This is a genomic window from Pseudoalteromonas sp. SG43-8, assembly GCF_014164245.1.
Classification (GTDB): Bacteria; Pseudomonadota; Gammaproteobacteria; order Enterobacterales; family Alteromonadaceae; genus Pseudoalteromonas; species Pseudoalteromonas distincta.
In genome coordinates this window covers 32,293-48,257 of sequence record NZ_JACJEX010000011.1, presented here as the reverse complement: position 1 = coordinate 48,257, position 15,965 = coordinate 32,293, and the positions used below count along the sequence as shown (strand labels likewise).

The window sequence follows — 15,965 nt, the reverse complement described above, 5'->3', positions numbered from 1 at the left end:
ATTTCTAAATAGTAATCAGGGTGCTAGGCGCCCTGATTAAATTGTTTTAGTGCATCGCTTAAGTGCTTTTTAGCAAAGTTAATCTCAATAGGTGTAGTTAATAGTGGATAGCACAATCCGCCAAGTATCAAAAATGGTATTAATATCCAACCTTTAAATACAGTGAATATTAAAAATAGTGGGCTAAGTAATAGCAGTTTTATAATACGCAATAGAACTTTATCAGTTGGCGATAGCTGACTTAATGCAAGCGCAATTACGTCTTGACGCTGGCGTACTTTTAAATGCTTAAGCTGGGCTAATTGGCTTGAAAAAAATGTAAACATATCAAATCGACTTTTTAATTAATAAACGGGCAATAATTATAATAAATAGCGTTAGTGAGAAAATCCCAAATATCACTTCCATCCAAGCAGGCATGCTCATGCCAACAAACTGCCAATCTATATTTCCACAATCCCCGGTAGCTTGAAAAAAGCTAGGTATCCATTCATGTAGTGGCATAAATGATGGGAAATTTGGTTCAAACTCGCAGCTAAATGCAAAAGGGTCTGTGGTGGTCTGCATATCAATATGTTCGCGAGCAATTAAGTATCCCCAAACACTCGATATTCCCCAAATAACATACGCTATCATACGCACAGTTTTACTTTGTGGTTTACTTGAGCCTACAATCCCTGCGCCTAATAACCCCAATACTGCAGTGCGTTGATATATACACATTATGCAAGGCGCTAACCCCATTTTGTATTGAAAGAAAAGAGCGGTAACTTCAAGTAAAAAAACGATAGCTGTAAATAAAAGCCACGGGGTTCGTTGGGTAGGTAATTGTGCAAGCCAGTTCATAAAAATTCCGCGTTTTAATAGGACGTTAGATTATGACGTAGGATAAAGTATGCAGCAACAAAAAGGAAAAAAAAGCTACCGAAGTCGCTTTTTATAAGATGAAATTAATGACTACTCAATTCAGCCTTAGCAAAGGTTAAATGACGTTCTATTATTTTCCCATCGATACATAAGCTCAGTTATATTGCTTACTTATACTAAGGTGATGCATCATCTAAAGAATTTTTTATGGTTGCACTTTTTTGTACTTTTTCTTATGGCAAGTGCGGGATAAGTTAATTAAGCTCAGGCGCTGCGTAAATAAAAATATCTCCATAATAACAATGTACCTACAATGAATATTACTCTAGATATTCATGCATTGTAGCTAAATTAGAGAAACCCAAATTTAATTATTTATTAATTTTAAATTTCTACCCATTTGCTTTATTAATATATATTACTTTACTTGTTAGTTGTGCTTCGTCTGGTACAATCAGTCAGTTATTCGTGTAAAACGATGAGTGTTGATTAATTCGAGTGGGAACTGGATGAGAATTTTTAAAGCGAAAAGCCCAGCAGGATTTGCTGAAGAATATATAGTTGAGTCCATTTGGAACGGCGATTTCCCTCCAGGTTCAATTTTACCTGCCGAGCGAGAACTTTCAGAGTTAATTGGTGTTACAAGAACAACCTTGAGAGAAGTATTACAGCGTTTAGCACGTGATGGTTGGCTAACAATTCAGCATGGTAAACCCACAAAAGTAAATAACTTTTGGGAAACGTCTGGCTTAAACATTCTTGAAACATTAGCGCGCTTAGATGAAGACAAGATGCCAGAGCTGACAGATCAGCTTTTATCTGCACGTACTAATATTAGTGCTATTTATACACGTGCTGCAATTAAGTTAAATCCTGAACGCGTGATTGAAATTTTATCACAAAGCCATGAGCTAGAAGACACCGCTCAAGCATTTGCTGACTATGATTATAAAGTGCATCACGAATTAGCCGTTGCGGGTAATAACCGTATTTATGTATTAATACTTAATGGTTTTAGAGGCTTTTATTCAAAGATTGGTTGTCATTACTTCTCTGATGCCGGAACTCGTGAACTTGCTCGTCAGTTTTATAAAGATTTAACCATTTTGGCAGAAAATAAAGAGCATGATGGTGCTATTTCGATGATGCGTAAATACGGTCATCAAACAGGTGAGATTTGGCAAAAAATCCGTGGTGATATGCCCTCAGATATAATGGACTAAGTCTAAGCGAGAAACCTGCATTTGCAGGTTTTTTTATATCTATAAAATTTAGCGCCACCTTATATGAAATTCTAAAAAGTTTAATGTATAAACCACTTCGATATTTTTAAAATTTCTACTTAGTTACAACGCAACTTACCCTTTAAAATAGACCTATTATTTAAGCACATTAGTGCAAGTTGCAAGTGTTCGGTATTTTCGATTGCTCACATCGTTAAATGCGATTGTTCTTTTGCAGTGAATAACTTTAGAATGCCAATTAATTATATGTATGCGCTATTGGTTTTTAATTTTTAGCGCCCATATAAGTACCAGTATTGCGAAAGCAATTGAAAACAAACTCAAAATATTTGGAGAATAAAATGGGTGTATTAGTAGGCCGCCAGGCACCAGACTTTACCGCTGCAGCTGTTCTTGGTAACGGTGAAATTGTAGATAGCTATAACCTTCATGAAACAATTAAAGGTAAAAAAGCAGTTATCTTCTTTTACCCACTAGATTTCACGTTTGTATGTCCTTCTGAACTTATTGCATTTGATAAGCGTTTTGAAGAGTTTCAAAAGCGTGGCGTAGAAGTAATTGGTGTTTCTATCGATTCACAATTCTCACATAACGCATGGCGTAACACTGCTGTTGCAGACGGCGGTATTGGTAAAGTTCAATACGCACTAGTTGCAGACGTTAAACACGAAATTTGTAAAGCATACGACGTTGAGCATCCAGAAGCGGGTGTTGCGTTCCGTGGTTCTTTCTTAATTGATGAAGAAGGTAACGTACGTCACCAAGTAGTGAACGATTTACCACTAGGTCGTAACATCGACGAAATGCTTCGCATGGTTGACGCGCTAGCGTTCCACACTGAGCACGGTGAAGTATGTCCTGCTGGTTGGACTGAAGGTAAAAAAGGTATGGACGCAAGCCCTGAAGGCGTTGCTAAGTTCTTATCTGAAAACGAAGGCGAGCTATAATTTAGCCCTTCGTTTTAAATAAAAAAACCGCCAATTGGCGGTTTTTTTATTTGTAGCGTTAGCTCACTTTAAAATAAGCTCGCAAAGTTAAAACGAGAAACTAACTTTAGTGTAGAAGTATCGGCCTCTAGGGTTGTGTACACCTGAGGCATAACCGTATAGATCAGCGTCGCCATCACCAATTGCAAATGGTGGCTCTTCATCAAATAAGTTATTTACACCTAGCGATACTTTAGTTGAGTCAGTAACACGATAAGATGTTTGTAAGTCTACCAATGTTTGCGAATCAATCATACGTGATGTATTGCTATCAAAGTCTAAATTACCGTCAAAATCAATATCTGGGGTATCTTCAAACTCACCTACATAACTGATGTTTACGTTTGTATTAAACTCGCCAATTTCCCAGTTTGTAGAGAAAATCCAGCGGTGCTCTGGATAGCCATACTCACCGGTGTAATCGCGGCCATCTTTTTCAAATTTATCTTGGTATGCCCATTCTAAATTAAATTTCAATAAACCTAAGTCATCAAGTGAGTGATTGTAGTTAGCTGAAACATCGACCCCAGATACTTCTTGCGAAGAAACGTTTTCAAATGTGCTGTAAATTTTTTGAATTGTTCCTAAGCTATCGCCACCTGTAGGTGTTAAGCGCACACATACAGTACTATCTTGGTTATTACACTCAGAGTTATAAATTGGACCAAACTCTTGCTCATCAATTTTGTTATCTTGAGTGATGCTCCACACATCGACACTTAAACCAAACTCAGCAGAAGGCGCCCAAATAAAGCCGACATTCCATGATTCTGATTCTTCAGCTTCAAGGTCAGGGTTACCAGCAAATTCAATGTTGTAATCAAGTGCATCACAATCAAGGCCCGTTGCTTCACATCGGTATGTATCTACAAAGAATTGGCTTTCTTGAGATGGACCTAAACCAACTTGTGCCAAAGAAGGCGCTCTAAAGCCTTGTGCCCAAGAGCCACGCACTGTGATTTCATCAGTAGGCGCCCAGCGAAGAGCTACTTTAGGGTTTGTTGTTGTACCGAAGTCACTGTAGTCATCGTAACGGCCAGCAAGTTGTAGCTCTAAATTATCAGCAAGAGGGATAGAAAACTCGACATAGGCTGCGTATTGTTCACGATCTGCAGATGCAGATACAGACTCTGTGCCAAATATTAAACCACGTTGAAATTGATCATCTGGAATGTCATTAACGTCTTCTTCACGGTACTCAATACCTGCAGCCATCATTACTACATCATCGCCAAAACTAAATGCTTCACCTGTAATGTTTGCATCAAAGGAAGTCATGTGAGACTCACCACGACGCACTAAGCTTGTTGTAATACGATCAATTACAGCAGGGTCGTTGTATGTGCCACCAAATGGATTGTAGTTTCCTGCATCAATTTCTTGTTGTAAGAAATCAGTACGCACCCAACCTTGTGTTCTATCACCTGTTTGCAAAGATTTACTTCGGCCTTTTTGTACAGCGGTTTCCCAGCTCCAGTCATTAAACTCACCTCTAAGCCCTGCAACAAAGCGAAGAGTATCTGATTCAATATCCCATTGGCGTGCGCCAGCATCAACTGTACGGTAACGACCAATTTGAATGTCTTCACCAAATGGATTGTTAGGGTGGCTAGCTGGGACAGTTAAGCCTGCATCTTCATCAAGGGGAGTAGGGGCTCCGGCCGCAACAGACGTATTGTGCTGTACTGCCATTTCTAAAAAGCCCGTAATGCCATTATCAAAGTTATATTCAAATTGAGAAATAGCACCCACGCGTTCAGACGCTGGTGCGATATAACCGTAGGGGCCGTAATCAAATAAACAACTGCCGCTTGAAGTTGCATTTTCAGCAGGACAAGCCGGATCAATTGTTTTAACACCGTCTACATAAAAATATCCAGGGAAGCCACGAGATGAGCGAAAATCTTCACCACCATAAGGTGATTGATTTGCTGTACCTAAGCTGCCCATTTCATCAGAAGAAAGAGATGTATTTTTAAAGTAATCGATAATAACTGACGCGCTACTTTTCTCGCTAGTAGTACCCCATACTAAACTTGCTGTTGTTTCTTCATAATTGGGACCATCAGTACCACCGTAGCCCAAATTAACTTCAACACCGTCAATGTCTTTTTTCAAGATTACGTTTACCACACCCGCCACTGCGTCTGAGCCGTAGATAGCTGAAGCACCATCTTTTAGTATATCGATTCGCTCAATGGCAGAAACTGGGATACTGTTAATATCTACAAATGAGTTTGTGATACCTTCGGCAAATGCACTAATAGATACACGACGGCCATTGATTAGTACGAGCGTAGCATCAGCACCTAAGCCACGTAAACTAACAGCAGCAGACCCATTTGCAGTTGAATCTTGGTTGTTACCACGTGTTGAGAAAGTACCGCTACCCGCGACAGGCATTCTTTCGAGGAGTTGTTGTAGGTTGTCATAACCCATGTTCTCAATATCAGCTCTTGCGATTGATTGAACCGGAGAAGGTCCTTCGATATCTGAACGTTTGATTCGTGAGCCAGTTACTTCAATGCGCTCTACTTTGTTAGCTTCTTCAGCAGCGTAAGTTGTTGTTGTAAAACCTGCTGAAAGTGCGATTGTAGCACCTGCAATTAAGCTAGGTGTAAATGCAGTTGATTGCTTCATCCTTAAGTCCTTGTTGATATGTTATAAATTTAGTTGCTCTATACCAATCCTTTTTAAACTGTTAAATAAATCCCATATTTAAGCGGATTGATATAACAAGCGACGACATTAATATCATGTAACTTAAGTGTTAGCAATTAGACTGAAATGTGATTTTAGTATGGTTTTTTGTGTGTTTTTGGATGATTTTAAAACAGATGTTATGCGCTGAAGAAGGTTGAAATAGGCGCATATGCTTTATTTTGGAAATAACAAATACAGCCTAAATGCGAGTAATAATTAAATTAATTAATTCACAATAAAATTGTAATAAATTATTTACATGTATATTCTGAATGAATAGTAATCTTGTTGTATATTAATAAAACAAATAATAGTTGGTTTTTTTTAATAAAAAAAACGCCTAACTTGTTAGTTAGGCGTTGTGCTTATACTTTGTGTTTCATTAAACGTTCTTTTTCGCGAGACCAATCTTTATTTTTCCCGTCGTCACGTTTATCGTGCAACTTTTTACCTTTTGCTAGATGAAATTCAAGTTTCACCCAACATTTTTTCCAGTACATAGCTGTAGCTATTAATGAATAGCCATCTCGCTCTGTTGCACCGAGTAGACGGTCAAGTTCGCGTCTGCTTAATAGTAACTTACGATAACGCAACGGATCGCAAATTACATGGGTTGATGCACTATTAAGTGGTTGGATTTGCGCGCCAAGCAAAAATGCTTCGCCATTTTTAAGATGAATATAAGTTTCGGTGATGTTTACCTTACCTGCTCGGATACTTTTTACTTCCCAGCCTTGTAGTTCAACACCTGCTTCAAACTTATCGTGTAAAAAATACTCATGTCGCGCTTTTTTGTTTAGCGCGATGGTATTACTTGTCGATTTTGATGAATTTTTCTTAGCCATAGTGCCCTATAATATACGTAATGTGAGATGTTTTACATCGATTTTTTAATAATGCTTTTAAAAATTAAGCTTTAATTTAAGCAGCATGAAAATTTGGGGAAACGCGCAAAGCTTGCTAAAATTCGCCCACACAGTTGGGAGTGAGTATGCCACAAATAGAAAAAAGTGCGCTGGTTATGTACAGCACTAAAGAGATGTTTGATCTAGTTAATGATGTAGAAGCTTATTCGCAGTTTTTACCAAATTGCTCAGACTCAAAAATTGTTTCACAGCATGATAATAACATGACCGCGAGTTTAGAAATATCCAAGGCGGGTATAAAAAAGTGGTTTACCACCGAAAACACCTTTGTTGATGAGCAAACAGTGTTACTAAGCCTTGTTGATGGACCATTTAAGATGTTAAAAGGACGTTGGCACTTTCAAGAGCTTGACGCCAAAGCATGTAAAGTTCACTTGCAACTAGAATTTGAATTTTCAAATAAGTTAATAGAGCTTGCCTTTGGTAAGATTTTTAACGATGTTGCAAAAAATATGGTGAGTGCATTTACTCAACGTGCAAAACAGGTTTATGGAGCGAGAGCATGATTAATGTTGAGGTGGTCTTTGCATTACCAACCACGGCCACGTGTTTATCAATTGAAGTGCCACAAGGGACTACAGTCGAGCAAGCTGTTATTCAGTCAGGTATTATACAAAAGTGCCCTGAGATAGATGCTACATCGCTAACTTTAGGTGTGTGGAATCGAACTGTAAAAGCTAACTATGAGTTAAAAGACGGTGACCGTATAGAAATATATCGTCCATTAATTGCAGATCCTAAAGATGCGCGTAGAAAGCGTGCAGAAAAAGCTAAAGAAGAAGGGCGTGCAAATAAAATAACGGGTGGCCGCCCACTCGAAAAGTAACGAAAATCGGTATAAACGTGGAAAATTTAACGGATTAAATCACACGCTGACGTTGTTTAAAATGGTAAAAGCTTTTAAATAAACCAATAAAAAAGGTGAGCCATGCTCACCTTTTTTTACCACTTGAGAAATTTATTGCTCGAGCGGTGTAGTAAAGTTTTCAGGTTGGTCATAATCACCTGAAATTGAAACTAACTTTTCATTTTCAAAGTTAATTACTAACTCTTTATTTTGCTCGTTTTTACGGCCTTTATTGAAGCTGTAAATATAACGCCAAGTATTGTTATCAAAGGCGTCTTCGGCAATAGGTCTGCCTAATACGTAAACAACTTGCTCTCGAGTCATATTTACACGAAGTTTTTCAACATCCGATTGCTCTAAAAAGTTGCCTTGTGGGATGTTAATTCGGTATACCCAGCTAGAGCAACCTGCTGCTGAGCTAAGTGTTAAAGCAACGATAAGCCAAAGAGAAAAAGTTTTTAACGACTGCATTGTTAGTTGTGATCCTTATTTTTTATAATCTGCATGATACCGATTAGTCACTGAAGGTAAAACCCTTTTAAGCAATTGTTTTATGTTAAGGGCGTTAAGGTAATGTTTTGACCATAAATAATGAAAAAAGTTTACAGCACATCGAAACGAATATTTTAAAAACGGAGTCTACTTGGTTTTTATATATAGTTGAGACACGATTTGGTCATTGGTACACAGGGATCACGACTAATGTTGAAAAACGCTTTGCAACTCATCAAGCCGGCAAAGGGGCCAAAAACCTTAGAGGGAAAGGGCCGCTTTTACTTATTCATCAACAACAAGTTGGTAATAAAAGTGAAGCAAGTAAACTTGAGTATCAATTAAAAAAGCTCCCTAGAGCCAAAAAAGAAGCATACGTTTTAGCATTTAATACCGGCGACACTAAAATCATTTAGTTAATTTATTTAGATTAAACCGTATTCGCTGTGGGCAAAAGCTAGCTTTTAATATAGCTTTTGCTCACAAAGGAAATATAGCAGTTATAGCTGCTTAGCGATGTTTTTCAAAGGTAGCGACAAGTGCATCGAGTGTTTGAGCGCTGTTTGCCAAGTCACGAATAGCTTGCTCTGTATTGATTTGCTCGCTCATTGCTTTATCGCTAATTTCACTTATTTGCTCTATGTTACGACCTACATCAGCAACCACATTACTTTGCTGCTCAGTTGCAGTTGCAATAAGCGTAGCCATATCGTTTATTTGATTAGCTGTTTCGGCTATCGCATCGAGTAATTCTACTGAGCTTTGCATGGCTCCAACGCTTTGCTGCGCTTTATCTTTTGATTGGCTAATATCGTTAACTACATCATCAGATATTCTTGTAAGCTCTTCAATCATAGATTGAATTTCGGTGGTTGATTGCGATGTACGGTTTGCCAGAGCGCGTACTTCATCAGCAACAACAGCAAAGCCTCGGCCGTGCTCACCTGCGCGAGCAGATTCAATTGCCGCGTTTAAAGCAAGTAGATTAGTCTGATCCGATATCCCTCTAATTGAATCCACAATACTTGCTATATCAACCGTTTTTTTAGAAAGCAAAGTAACTTGCTCTGTTATGCCATCAATATCGCTAGCTAGGGCTGAGATAGTTGCCTGGCTTTGTAATACTTGTTTGTGGCTTTGAATGGTGTTCTCACGGCTGTTATCGGTTAACTTAGCTGTATTCGCTGCGCTTTGTGCTATTTCTTGCACTGTAGCGCCCATTTCGTTGATAGCTGCTGCGACAGATATTGTTTGCTCTTTTTGATTATCAATTGCTTGCGAGTTTCGTCTTGCCTGTTCAAATACATGATCAGAACTTTGGCGAATATCGTGGCTTTCACTGGCAACTTGAGTAATCGCTGTTTCTATTTTATTTATAAACTGGTTAAAGCCATTACTTAGATTGTTGAGCTCTGGTTGGCTTGATTCTGGTAAGCGGTACGCTAAGTTTGCATCGCCAGAGCCTAAGCGTGAAAATAACTCAGCCATTTTAGAAAGTGGAGATGAAAGAGAGCGAGCAAGTAAGTAACTAATCAAGCTAGCAACTAACGCGGTAATTACTGTAAAAGTAAATATTTGCCATTGTAGGGTGTTTACACTTGCGAATACTTCACTTTTTGGTACTTGAGCTACAACATATAAGTCAGTGTTTTTAATTGGGGTTGCAGCTATAAGAGTAGGTTCGCCATTTAAGCTAATTTCTTCTAGTGCAAAGCCATTACTATTAAATAGTTGGCTGTGAATATTTGCAGTATATAAATCGTCAATATTTGCTTTTGCTACTTTATTGGCATCTTTATGAAGTTGAATTAATCCATTTTTATCTGCAATAAATACAAAACCTGTTTGCTCAATTTTAAATTGCTGTAATAGCTTTTGCATATCAGTGATGCTTTTTGCAAGACCTGCTAAACCAGTACCATTAGCTTGCTGATGATTTACAAACATTTTCACATCATTGGCTGACTCTTGATAAATACTGATAGAATAAGGTTGTTTTGATTGTTTGAACGCAAAAAACCAGCCATCAGCTGTATCGTTTTTTAACACACGCAAAAAACCATTTTGGTTCCAGTACTGTGCAGTGTCTCTATTTGCCCAAGATGCTGTTGCTAAATCGTATTGCTGGGCAACACGATTTAATTCTTTTAATAATAAAGTGTCGTCTTGATTACTAGACTGAGCCCATTGTAAAACAAATTCGTTTGATGATAGTTGCTGAGCAGCACCAAGTAACTCGTTAATTTCACCACCTATATGATTACTGATTGTTTGCAGTTTACTAGGTAGCTCTGACTCGATCATACGTTGCTCAATTATGTCTTTAGAGCTGTATAAAGAGGTCAAGCCAATCAGTGCCGCTACGCATATAGCAATAACACTGCCTAAAGCTGTGATTTTTTGAGTAATAGAAAGGTTTTGTATCGTCATGATATTAATTAATTTTACAACTGAGTAGAGGACTATACTAGCACATTATTTATTTAGAGCTAGATATTGCCTACTGTGAAATGAATAGAAGGTAGCGTGTTATGGTTAAAATTTTATGAATATGCATAAAAAAGCCCATAAGCAAAGCATATGGGCTTGGTTTCTAACAAGCGAAACATTTATCGTTTAGGGTTAAACAATCTTTTTCATTGCTGACATGTAGCCACGTAATTTAGCACCTACTTTTTCAACTGGGTGTTCACGAAGGGCGGCGTTAATTTGAATTAATGTTTGGTTATCAACTTGGTTACTGTGCTCGCCAAGGCCTTTACCAATAACATCTGTATCAATTTTTTTCATAAAATCTGCAAGTAATGGTAAACATGCATGGTTATATAGGTAACATCCATACTCTGCAGTGTCAGAAATTGTACGGTTCATTTCAAAAAGCTTTTTGCGTGCAATAGTATTAGCAATTAATGGCGTTTCATGTAAAGACTCGTAGTAAGCTGACTCTTCAATAATACCGGCTGCTGTCATGGTTTCAAAAGCAAGTTCAACACCTGCTTTTACCATTGCTACCATTAAAATACCGTTATCAAAAAATTCCTGTTCTGAGATTTCTACATCGCCAGCAGGGGTCTTTTCAAAGTTAGTCTCTGCTGTTTCAGCGCGCCATTTAAGTAAGTTTACGTCATCGTTATTCCAGTCTTCCATCATAGTGCGTGAGAAAGTGCCGTCGATGATGTCATCTTGATGCTTATTATAAAGCGGGCGCATAATTAGTTTTAGCTCTTCGCTTAGTTCGAACGCTTTTACTTTTGCAGGGTTTGAAAGGCGGTCAAGCATGTTTGTAACGCCGCCGTACTTAAGTGCTTCGGTAATTACTTCCCAGCCGTATTGAATTAGCTTTGATGCATAACCCGCATCAACGCCTTTTTCTATCATTTTATCAAAACATAAAATAGAGCCAGTTTGTAACATGCCACATAAAATGGTTTGCTCGCCCATTAGGTCTGACTTAACTTCAGCAATAAATGATGATTTAAGTACACCTGCACGGTGTCCGCCAGTCCCTGCTGCATACGCTTTAGCTTGTGCTAAACCATGACCTTGAGGGTCATTTTCTGGGTGAACAGCAATTAGAGTTGGTACACCAAAACCGCGTTTGTATTCTTCACGTACTTCAGAACCAGGACACTTAGGCGCAACCATGATTACAGTAATGTCTTCACGTACTTGCATGCCTTCTTCAACAATATTAAAGCCATGAGAGTAGGCAAGTGTAGAGCCTTTTTTCATAAGCGGCATAATTGCACTTACTACAGCAGTATGTTGCTTATCTGGTGTTAAATTAAGTACTACATCAGCTGTTGGGATTAGTTCTTCGTAAGTGCCAACAGTAAAGCCGTTTTCAGATGCGTTCAAAAATGATTGGCGACGCTCAGAAATAGCTGATGCGCGTAATGTGTAAGAAACATCTAAACCAGAGTCACGTAAGTTTAAGCCTTGGTTTAAACCTTGTGCGCCACAGCCTACAATAACTAGTTTTTTACCTTTAAGTGCATCAACGCCATCGGCAAATTCGCCTGCGTCCATAAATTCACATTGCGCTAATTGCGCTAATTGCTCGCGTAAAGGTAAGGTATTGAAATAATTCGCCATTGTTAGTGTCCTATAAAGTCATGTTTGTTAGATGCGCAATGTTTACTGCGCTTACAAACACCATATGTAAAATCGTTGCTTGCGTAAAATGATATATTTGAATTAAAGTGTTTCATAATATGAAATGCAGGGGGTTGGATGGAACATAAGCACTTAAACTACTTTTTAGCGTTGGCTAAAACACTTCACTTTGGGCGCGCAAGTGAGCTTTGCCACATAAGCGCACCCACTTTGAGCCGAAATATAAAACATTTGGAAGAAGAAGTTGGAGTAGCATTGTTTATCCGCGATAACCGAAGCGTTAAATTAACGCGTGAGGGGGAGTCCTTTATTGATTACGCAACGGCAACGCTTGCTAATTGGCAACGTTTTAAAACGAATGTAAAAGACCCACAACAGCATATTTACGGCAAAGTAAGTATTTATTGTTCTGTAACTGCATCTTATAGTTTTTTACATCAAATATTAGAACAACTTCGTGCGCAGCATCAGTACATAGAGATAACATTAAATACAGGCGACCCAGCACTTGCTATAAATCGTGTACTTGATGGCCACGAATTAATGGCAATTGCAGCTAAGCCTAATAAATTACCGTCGCAAATTGCCTTTGTTGATATTGGGCACTCACCACTTTTATTAATTGGCCCAAAAATTCAATGTCCGATCACACAAAAGCTTACACAAAATAGTGATGACATTAATTGGTCTGATTTAGAGTTTATTGTCCCAGAACAAGGTTTTTCTCGCCAAAGGTTAGAGCACTGGTGGCGCAAAAATAATATTCACGGAAAAATCTACGCCCAAGTTGCAGGACATGAAGCAATGGTATCTATGGTGAGCTTAGGGCTAGGCGTCGCAATGGTCCCTAAAATAGTGCTAGATAATAGCCCGCTGCAGGATAAGGTACAAATACTAACACCAAAAATGCAAGCACCTGAAGGGTTTGATATCGGTTTGGCGGTATTAAGAAAAGAGTTAAATGACCCTGCAATCAGTGCGTTGTGGAATATTGCGCAAACTTTAGAAGCAAAAGCAATTTAATATGCACACAGAGCAAGCAAATTAGTTAAATAGTATTAATATAGGTTGCGTATGAGTTTACTATTACTTAACATTGAGTGCTAATAATAAAAACAATGACGCTTGAGAGTTTATTTATGAACCACGCCGTATCACTTGCTCATTCTGCTCAATGCCTTAAAAAGGCGATTCCTTTGATGGTAAAATACCGCATGCCGGTTACGCCTATCAACTATGCAATTTGGTACTGTTACATTCAAGGGAGTAACCCTTCATTAAATGCTGAATTAGACCATGTTATTGCTGAGCAACAAACATGCTCACAAGACAAAGCAAAAGAAATTTTTGATAAGCATTTAACGCAAGACGATCTGGCTTTCTTTCAAGAAATGACTGAAAAGTTCCATACAACCATGGAGCAAGTCCAGCAAGATATAAGCACCACGCTTGAACATTCCAAAAGCTTTACAACAAGTTTAGTTGATTCACAAAATGAATTAAATATGCTTGCTGATGTAAATTCTTATAATGAAATATTAGGTTGTGTAGAGCGCTTAACCGACGATTCTATTGCTATGCAGGATTATGCTAGAGAATTTCAAACTAAGTTAGCTGTTGCTTACAACGAAATAAAAGATTTAAAAGAAGCACTTAATATTTCAAAAGAAGCAGCTGATACCGACACGCTTACGGGGTTTTATAACCGAGGTAAGTTTGATTCAGATATCGTAAAATTTTGTTTTGAATACTCAGAGAAAGCACAGGAAGATTCTCTTGCCGTACTAATTATGTTTGATATTGATCACTTTAAACGTTTTAACGATGACTTTGGTCATCAAAAGGGTGACGAAGTGTTGAGGTTAGTTGCCAAAAAAGTGAGAGAAAATACAACTGAAACAGCAAATATATATAGATACGGTGGCGAAGAGTTTTGTATAACAGCTTATTTTGACACTATTAATGATATAATAGCGTTTGCCGATTGTATACGTTTAGCTATTGCGAAATTAGCGATTCGTAAAAAGCATGATATAACAGCTAAACGTGCTATTTCTGCAAGTTTTGGTTTAGCTATTTTACGTCCATTTACTAATAGCTCAGTTTTAGTTGAGCGTGCAGATAGAGCCTTATATATCGCAAAAACGCATGGCCGAAACCGAATAGAAATAGCCCCTGATATTTAATAAGCATCAGAAGCTTGATTTATTAAGGCTAAAGCCGCTATTAACTTTGGTAACCTAGTAGCTTGTAAGGTTAATAAAAAAAGTTGTTAGAGTTGGCTTCCTGCAGATTTTATTTGAATTAAAGCATTTGCGAGGTTATCCCTCATTTCCAAAGTTTCTCAAAGCAGTGCCAGCTTAGCCAACGCACATAACTAATTTGAAGGGTTTGTCACTTCAAAAACACAAAAGTTAACATTTGTGTATACAAATTGTGAATAATTGTAACCAGCTAGAGCTAGTTTAAAAAGACCTTGCTAGTATGGGGAACTTACTTAATTTAATACTTTGATGTACGCTGATGCGGTATTCCTTCTCCTTATTAACTGCTCTATGTTTTAGCACTTTGTTTGCTTGCCTTTCGGTGCAAGCAACACAGGCAAGCAAGCATGCTGACGATTATACAGAGCAAGATATAACAACTGATCGCCTGCATTTGAGTTTAAGCGTTGGGGCTGGAGTTATAACCAACCCTTTGCATGGTGGAGATAATATTCCGCTTGTGCTTATTCCACAAATTGCGTTTTATGCAGAGCAATGGTTTTTTGATAATGGCCGCCTTGGCTATTCATTTTCACAATCCCCAAAGCATCACTTTAATCTAGTTAGTGAACTCAACTCTGAATCTCGCTTTTTTATAGACTGGCACCCTAAAAATGTATTTGCATTGCAAAGTAGTGCTCTTAATAATCAGTTTGTAATGCAAAATGAAGCCTCGTCCTCTCGCTACGCTGATATTGATAATTTGCATAAACGGCAAATTGCCTTGGATGCGGGTATTGCATATCACTATGTAAATGATGACCATGTTTTTTCAGTTCAGGCTCTGCATGATATAACCGATGTTTATCGAGGTGTACGCGGTGCATTGCAGTGGCAATATCATACTGTGCTAGGAAAGCTTAAAATAAAGCCAACACTTGGAATAAACTATAAATCTGCGGAACTAAATAGCTATTTTTATGGACTTAATGAGGGTGAAACTCAATTTGGCAAAATAGACGTTGGTAGTAGTTGGCAACCTTATGCTAAAATCGACGCCCGTTGGCCACTGAGTAAGGCTGACTCTCTTCGTTTTCATGTAGCATATTACGACTATTCGGCTATGGATGGCAGTCCGCTCTTTGAACGTACTTATTCAATGACTGCATTTATAGGATTCGATCGTACTTTTTAATATGAAGTATTCAATATTAGTTGTGTTTATTACCACTTTTTTTAGTGGTTTTAGTGTGGCACAAACCCCTGTTTTTAGTGTTTCTCCAAAAGTCTGCGTGGTTTCCGAACAGCAGGATTTTTGCGATCTTGATTTACAGTTTAAATGGCTATTAAACACCTATAGTGATGTCTGTTTGTATCAACAAGAACAACTACTTCAATGCTGGCAGCAGCAGCGTTCTGGGCAATTTAATTATAAAGCGCGTGTTCAGGTGGAGACCATATACTCCTTAATCAATCCTCATACGGGTGTGTTAATAGCAAAAACACAGGTTGAAGTACAAAGCGCCCATGCTAAAAAAAATAGGCGTAGGCTTCGCTCTCCGTGGAGCTTTTTTTAATTT

Annotated in this window: 16 protein-coding genes; 9 read left to right on the top strand and 7 right to left on the bottom strand. The window is 38.2% G+C overall.

The window, feature by feature from the left end; genetic code table 11:
* Window positions 1–23: 23 nt before the first annotated feature.
* Window positions 24–326, bottom strand: coding sequence for a DUF6170 family protein (locus H5122_RS16220; protein ID WP_182682686.1), 303 nt, complete (start codon window positions 324–326; stop codon window positions 24–26).
* A 1-nt stretch (window position 327) separates the two neighbouring features.
* Window positions 328–846, bottom strand: a complete 519-nt coding sequence (gene dsbB / locus H5122_RS16215) for a disulfide bond formation protein DsbB (protein WP_138488722.1) — start codon at window positions 844–846, stop codon at window positions 328–330.
* A 530-nt stretch (window positions 847–1,376) separates the two neighbouring features.
* On the opposite strand from dsbB, the gene fadR reads away from it, so the two are divergent.
* Complete coding sequence (gene fadR, locus H5122_RS16210; protein ID WP_004335692.1) at window positions 1,377–2,090, top strand: fatty acid metabolism transcriptional regulator FadR; 714 nt, start codon at window positions 1,377–1,379, stop codon at window positions 2,088–2,090.
* 362 nt (window positions 2,091–2,452) lie between these two features.
* Window positions 2,453–3,058 (top strand): peroxiredoxin, encoded by a 606-nt coding sequence (locus H5122_RS16205; protein WP_007378637.1) that lies wholly within the window; start codon window positions 2,453–2,455, stop codon window positions 3,056–3,058.
* A gap of 87 nt (window positions 3,059–3,145) precedes the next feature.
* On the opposite strand, the gene H5122_RS16200 is transcribed toward H5122_RS16205, so the two are convergent.
* Entirely contained in the window at window positions 3,146–5,737 is a 2,592-nt protein-coding gene (locus H5122_RS16200) for a TonB-dependent receptor (RefSeq protein WP_182682685.1), read from the bottom strand.
* Between the two features lie 428 nt (window positions 5,738–6,165).
* Window positions 6,166–6,645 carry an SsrA-binding protein SmpB gene (gene smpB, locus H5122_RS16195; protein ID WP_004335699.1) on the bottom strand — a complete coding sequence of 160 codons (480 nt, stop codon included), beginning with the start codon at window positions 6,643–6,645 and terminating at the stop codon, window positions 6,166–6,168.
* 146 nt (window positions 6,646–6,791) lie between these two features.
* On the opposite strand from smpB, the gene H5122_RS16190 reads away from it, so the two are divergent.
* Window positions 6,792–7,232, top strand: coding sequence for a type II toxin-antitoxin system RatA family toxin (locus H5122_RS16190; protein ID WP_024594788.1), 441 nt, complete (start codon window positions 6,792–6,794; stop codon window positions 7,230–7,232).
* Complete coding sequence (locus tag H5122_RS16185) at window positions 7,229–7,552, top strand: RnfH family protein (RefSeq protein WP_004335703.1); 324 nt, start codon at window positions 7,229–7,231, stop codon at window positions 7,550–7,552. Before H5122_RS16190 ends, H5122_RS16185 begins: the two co-directional genes overlap by 4 nt.
* 132 nt (window positions 7,553–7,684) lie before the next feature.
* Here the strand turns inward: H5122_RS16185 and H5122_RS16180 are convergent, their stop codons facing one another.
* The gene (locus tag H5122_RS16180; protein WP_004335706.1) at window positions 7,685–8,044 is read right to left on the bottom strand and encodes an outer membrane protein assembly factor BamE; all 360 of its coding nucleotides are present in this window, start codon (window positions 8,042–8,044) and stop codon (window positions 7,685–7,687) included.
* Window positions 8,045–8,151: 107 nt separating this feature from the next.
* Here H5122_RS16180 and H5122_RS16175 point away from each other — a divergent pair, with 107 nt between their 5' ends.
* Complete coding sequence (locus H5122_RS16175) at window positions 8,152–8,481, top strand: GIY-YIG nuclease family protein (protein ID WP_024594786.1); 330 nt, start codon at window positions 8,152–8,154, stop codon at window positions 8,479–8,481.
* 94 nt (window positions 8,482–8,575) lie between these two features.
* Here H5122_RS16175 and H5122_RS16170 read toward each other — a convergent pair whose 3' ends face one another.
* Window positions 8,576–10,495, bottom strand: a complete 1,920-nt coding sequence (locus H5122_RS16170; RefSeq protein ID WP_182682684.1) for a methyl-accepting chemotaxis protein — start codon at window positions 10,493–10,495, stop codon at window positions 8,576–8,578.
* A 192-nt stretch (window positions 10,496–10,687) separates the two neighbouring features.
* Window positions 10,688–12,160, bottom strand: coding sequence for a ketol-acid reductoisomerase (gene ilvC, locus H5122_RS16165; protein WP_004335714.1), 1,473 nt, complete (start codon window positions 12,158–12,160; stop codon window positions 10,688–10,690).
* A 138-nt stretch (window positions 12,161–12,298) separates the two neighbouring features.
* On the opposite strand from ilvC, the gene ilvY reads away from it, so the two are divergent.
* The 4 genes from ilvY (at window position 12,299) to H5122_RS16145 (ending at window position 15,962) form a co-directional block, all read left to right on the top strand.
* Window positions 12,299–13,204, top strand: a complete 906-nt coding sequence (ilvY, locus tag H5122_RS16160; protein WP_024594947.1) for an HTH-type transcriptional activator IlvY — start codon at window positions 12,299–12,301, stop codon at window positions 13,202–13,204.
* Window positions 13,205–13,320: 116 nt separating this feature from the next.
* Window positions 13,321–14,367: a GGDEF domain-containing protein gene (locus H5122_RS16155; protein WP_024594946.1), complete on the top strand. Its 1,047-nt coding sequence runs from the start codon at window positions 13,321–13,323 to the stop codon at window positions 14,365–14,367.
* Between the two features lie 400 nt (window positions 14,368–14,767).
* Window positions 14,768–15,580: a MipA/OmpV family protein gene (locus H5122_RS16150; RefSeq protein WP_024594945.1), complete on the top strand. Its 813-nt coding sequence runs from the start codon at window positions 14,768–14,770 to the stop codon at window positions 15,578–15,580.
* Between the two features lies 1 nt (window position 15,581).
* Window positions 15,582–15,962 (top strand): DUF3019 domain-containing protein, encoded by a 381-nt coding sequence (locus H5122_RS16145; protein WP_024594944.1) that lies wholly within the window; start codon window positions 15,582–15,584, stop codon window positions 15,960–15,962.
* The last annotated feature ends 3 nt before the right edge of the window (window positions 15,963–15,965 follow it).

Bases quoted from the DNA above. Each gene is read 5' to 3' on its own strand.
- H5122_RS16145 (WP_024594944.1), top strand. From the start codon at position 15,582: ATGAAGTATTCAATATTAGTTGTGTTTATTACCACTTTTTTTAGTGGT.
- dsbB (WP_138488722.1), bottom strand. From the start codon at position 846: ATGAACTGGCTTGCACAATTACCTACCCAACGAACCCCGTGGCTTTTA.
- H5122_RS16185 (WP_004335703.1), top strand. From the start codon at position 7,229: ATGATTAATGTTGAGGTGGTCTTTGCATTACCAACCACGGCCACGTGT.
- H5122_RS16155 (WP_024594946.1), top strand. From the start codon at position 13,321: ATGAACCACGCCGTATCACTTGCTCATTCTGCTCAATGCCTTAAAAAG.
- ilvC (WP_004335714.1), bottom strand. From the start codon at position 12,160: ATGGCGAATTATTTCAATACCTTACCTTTACGCGAGCAATTAGCGCAA.
- H5122_RS16205 (WP_007378637.1), top strand. From the start codon at position 2,453: ATGGGTGTATTAGTAGGCCGCCAGGCACCAGACTTTACCGCTGCAGCT.
- H5122_RS16170 (WP_182682684.1), bottom strand. From the start codon at position 10,495: ATGACGATACAAAACCTTTCTATTACTCAAAAAATCACAGCTTTAGGC.
- H5122_RS16180 (WP_004335706.1), bottom strand. From the start codon at position 8,044: ATGCAGTCGTTAAAAACTTTTTCTCTTTGGCTTATCGTTGCTTTAACA.
- smpB (WP_004335699.1), bottom strand. From the start codon at position 6,645: ATGGCTAAGAAAAATTCATCAAAATCGACAAGTAATACCATCGCGCTA.
- H5122_RS16220 (WP_182682686.1), bottom strand. From the start codon at position 326: ATGTTTACATTTTTTTCAAGCCAATTAGCCCAGCTTAAGCATTTAAAA.
- fadR (WP_004335692.1), top strand. From the start codon at position 1,377: ATGAGAATTTTTAAAGCGAAAAGCCCAGCAGGATTTGCTGAAGAATAT.
- ilvY (WP_024594947.1), top strand. From the start codon at position 12,299: ATGGAACATAAGCACTTAAACTACTTTTTAGCGTTGGCTAAAACACTT.
- H5122_RS16190 (WP_024594788.1), top strand. From the start codon at position 6,792: ATGCCACAAATAGAAAAAAGTGCGCTGGTTATGTACAGCACTAAAGAG.
- H5122_RS16200 (WP_182682685.1), bottom strand. From the start codon at position 5,737: ATGAAGCAATCAACTGCATTTACACCTAGCTTAATTGCAGGTGCTACA.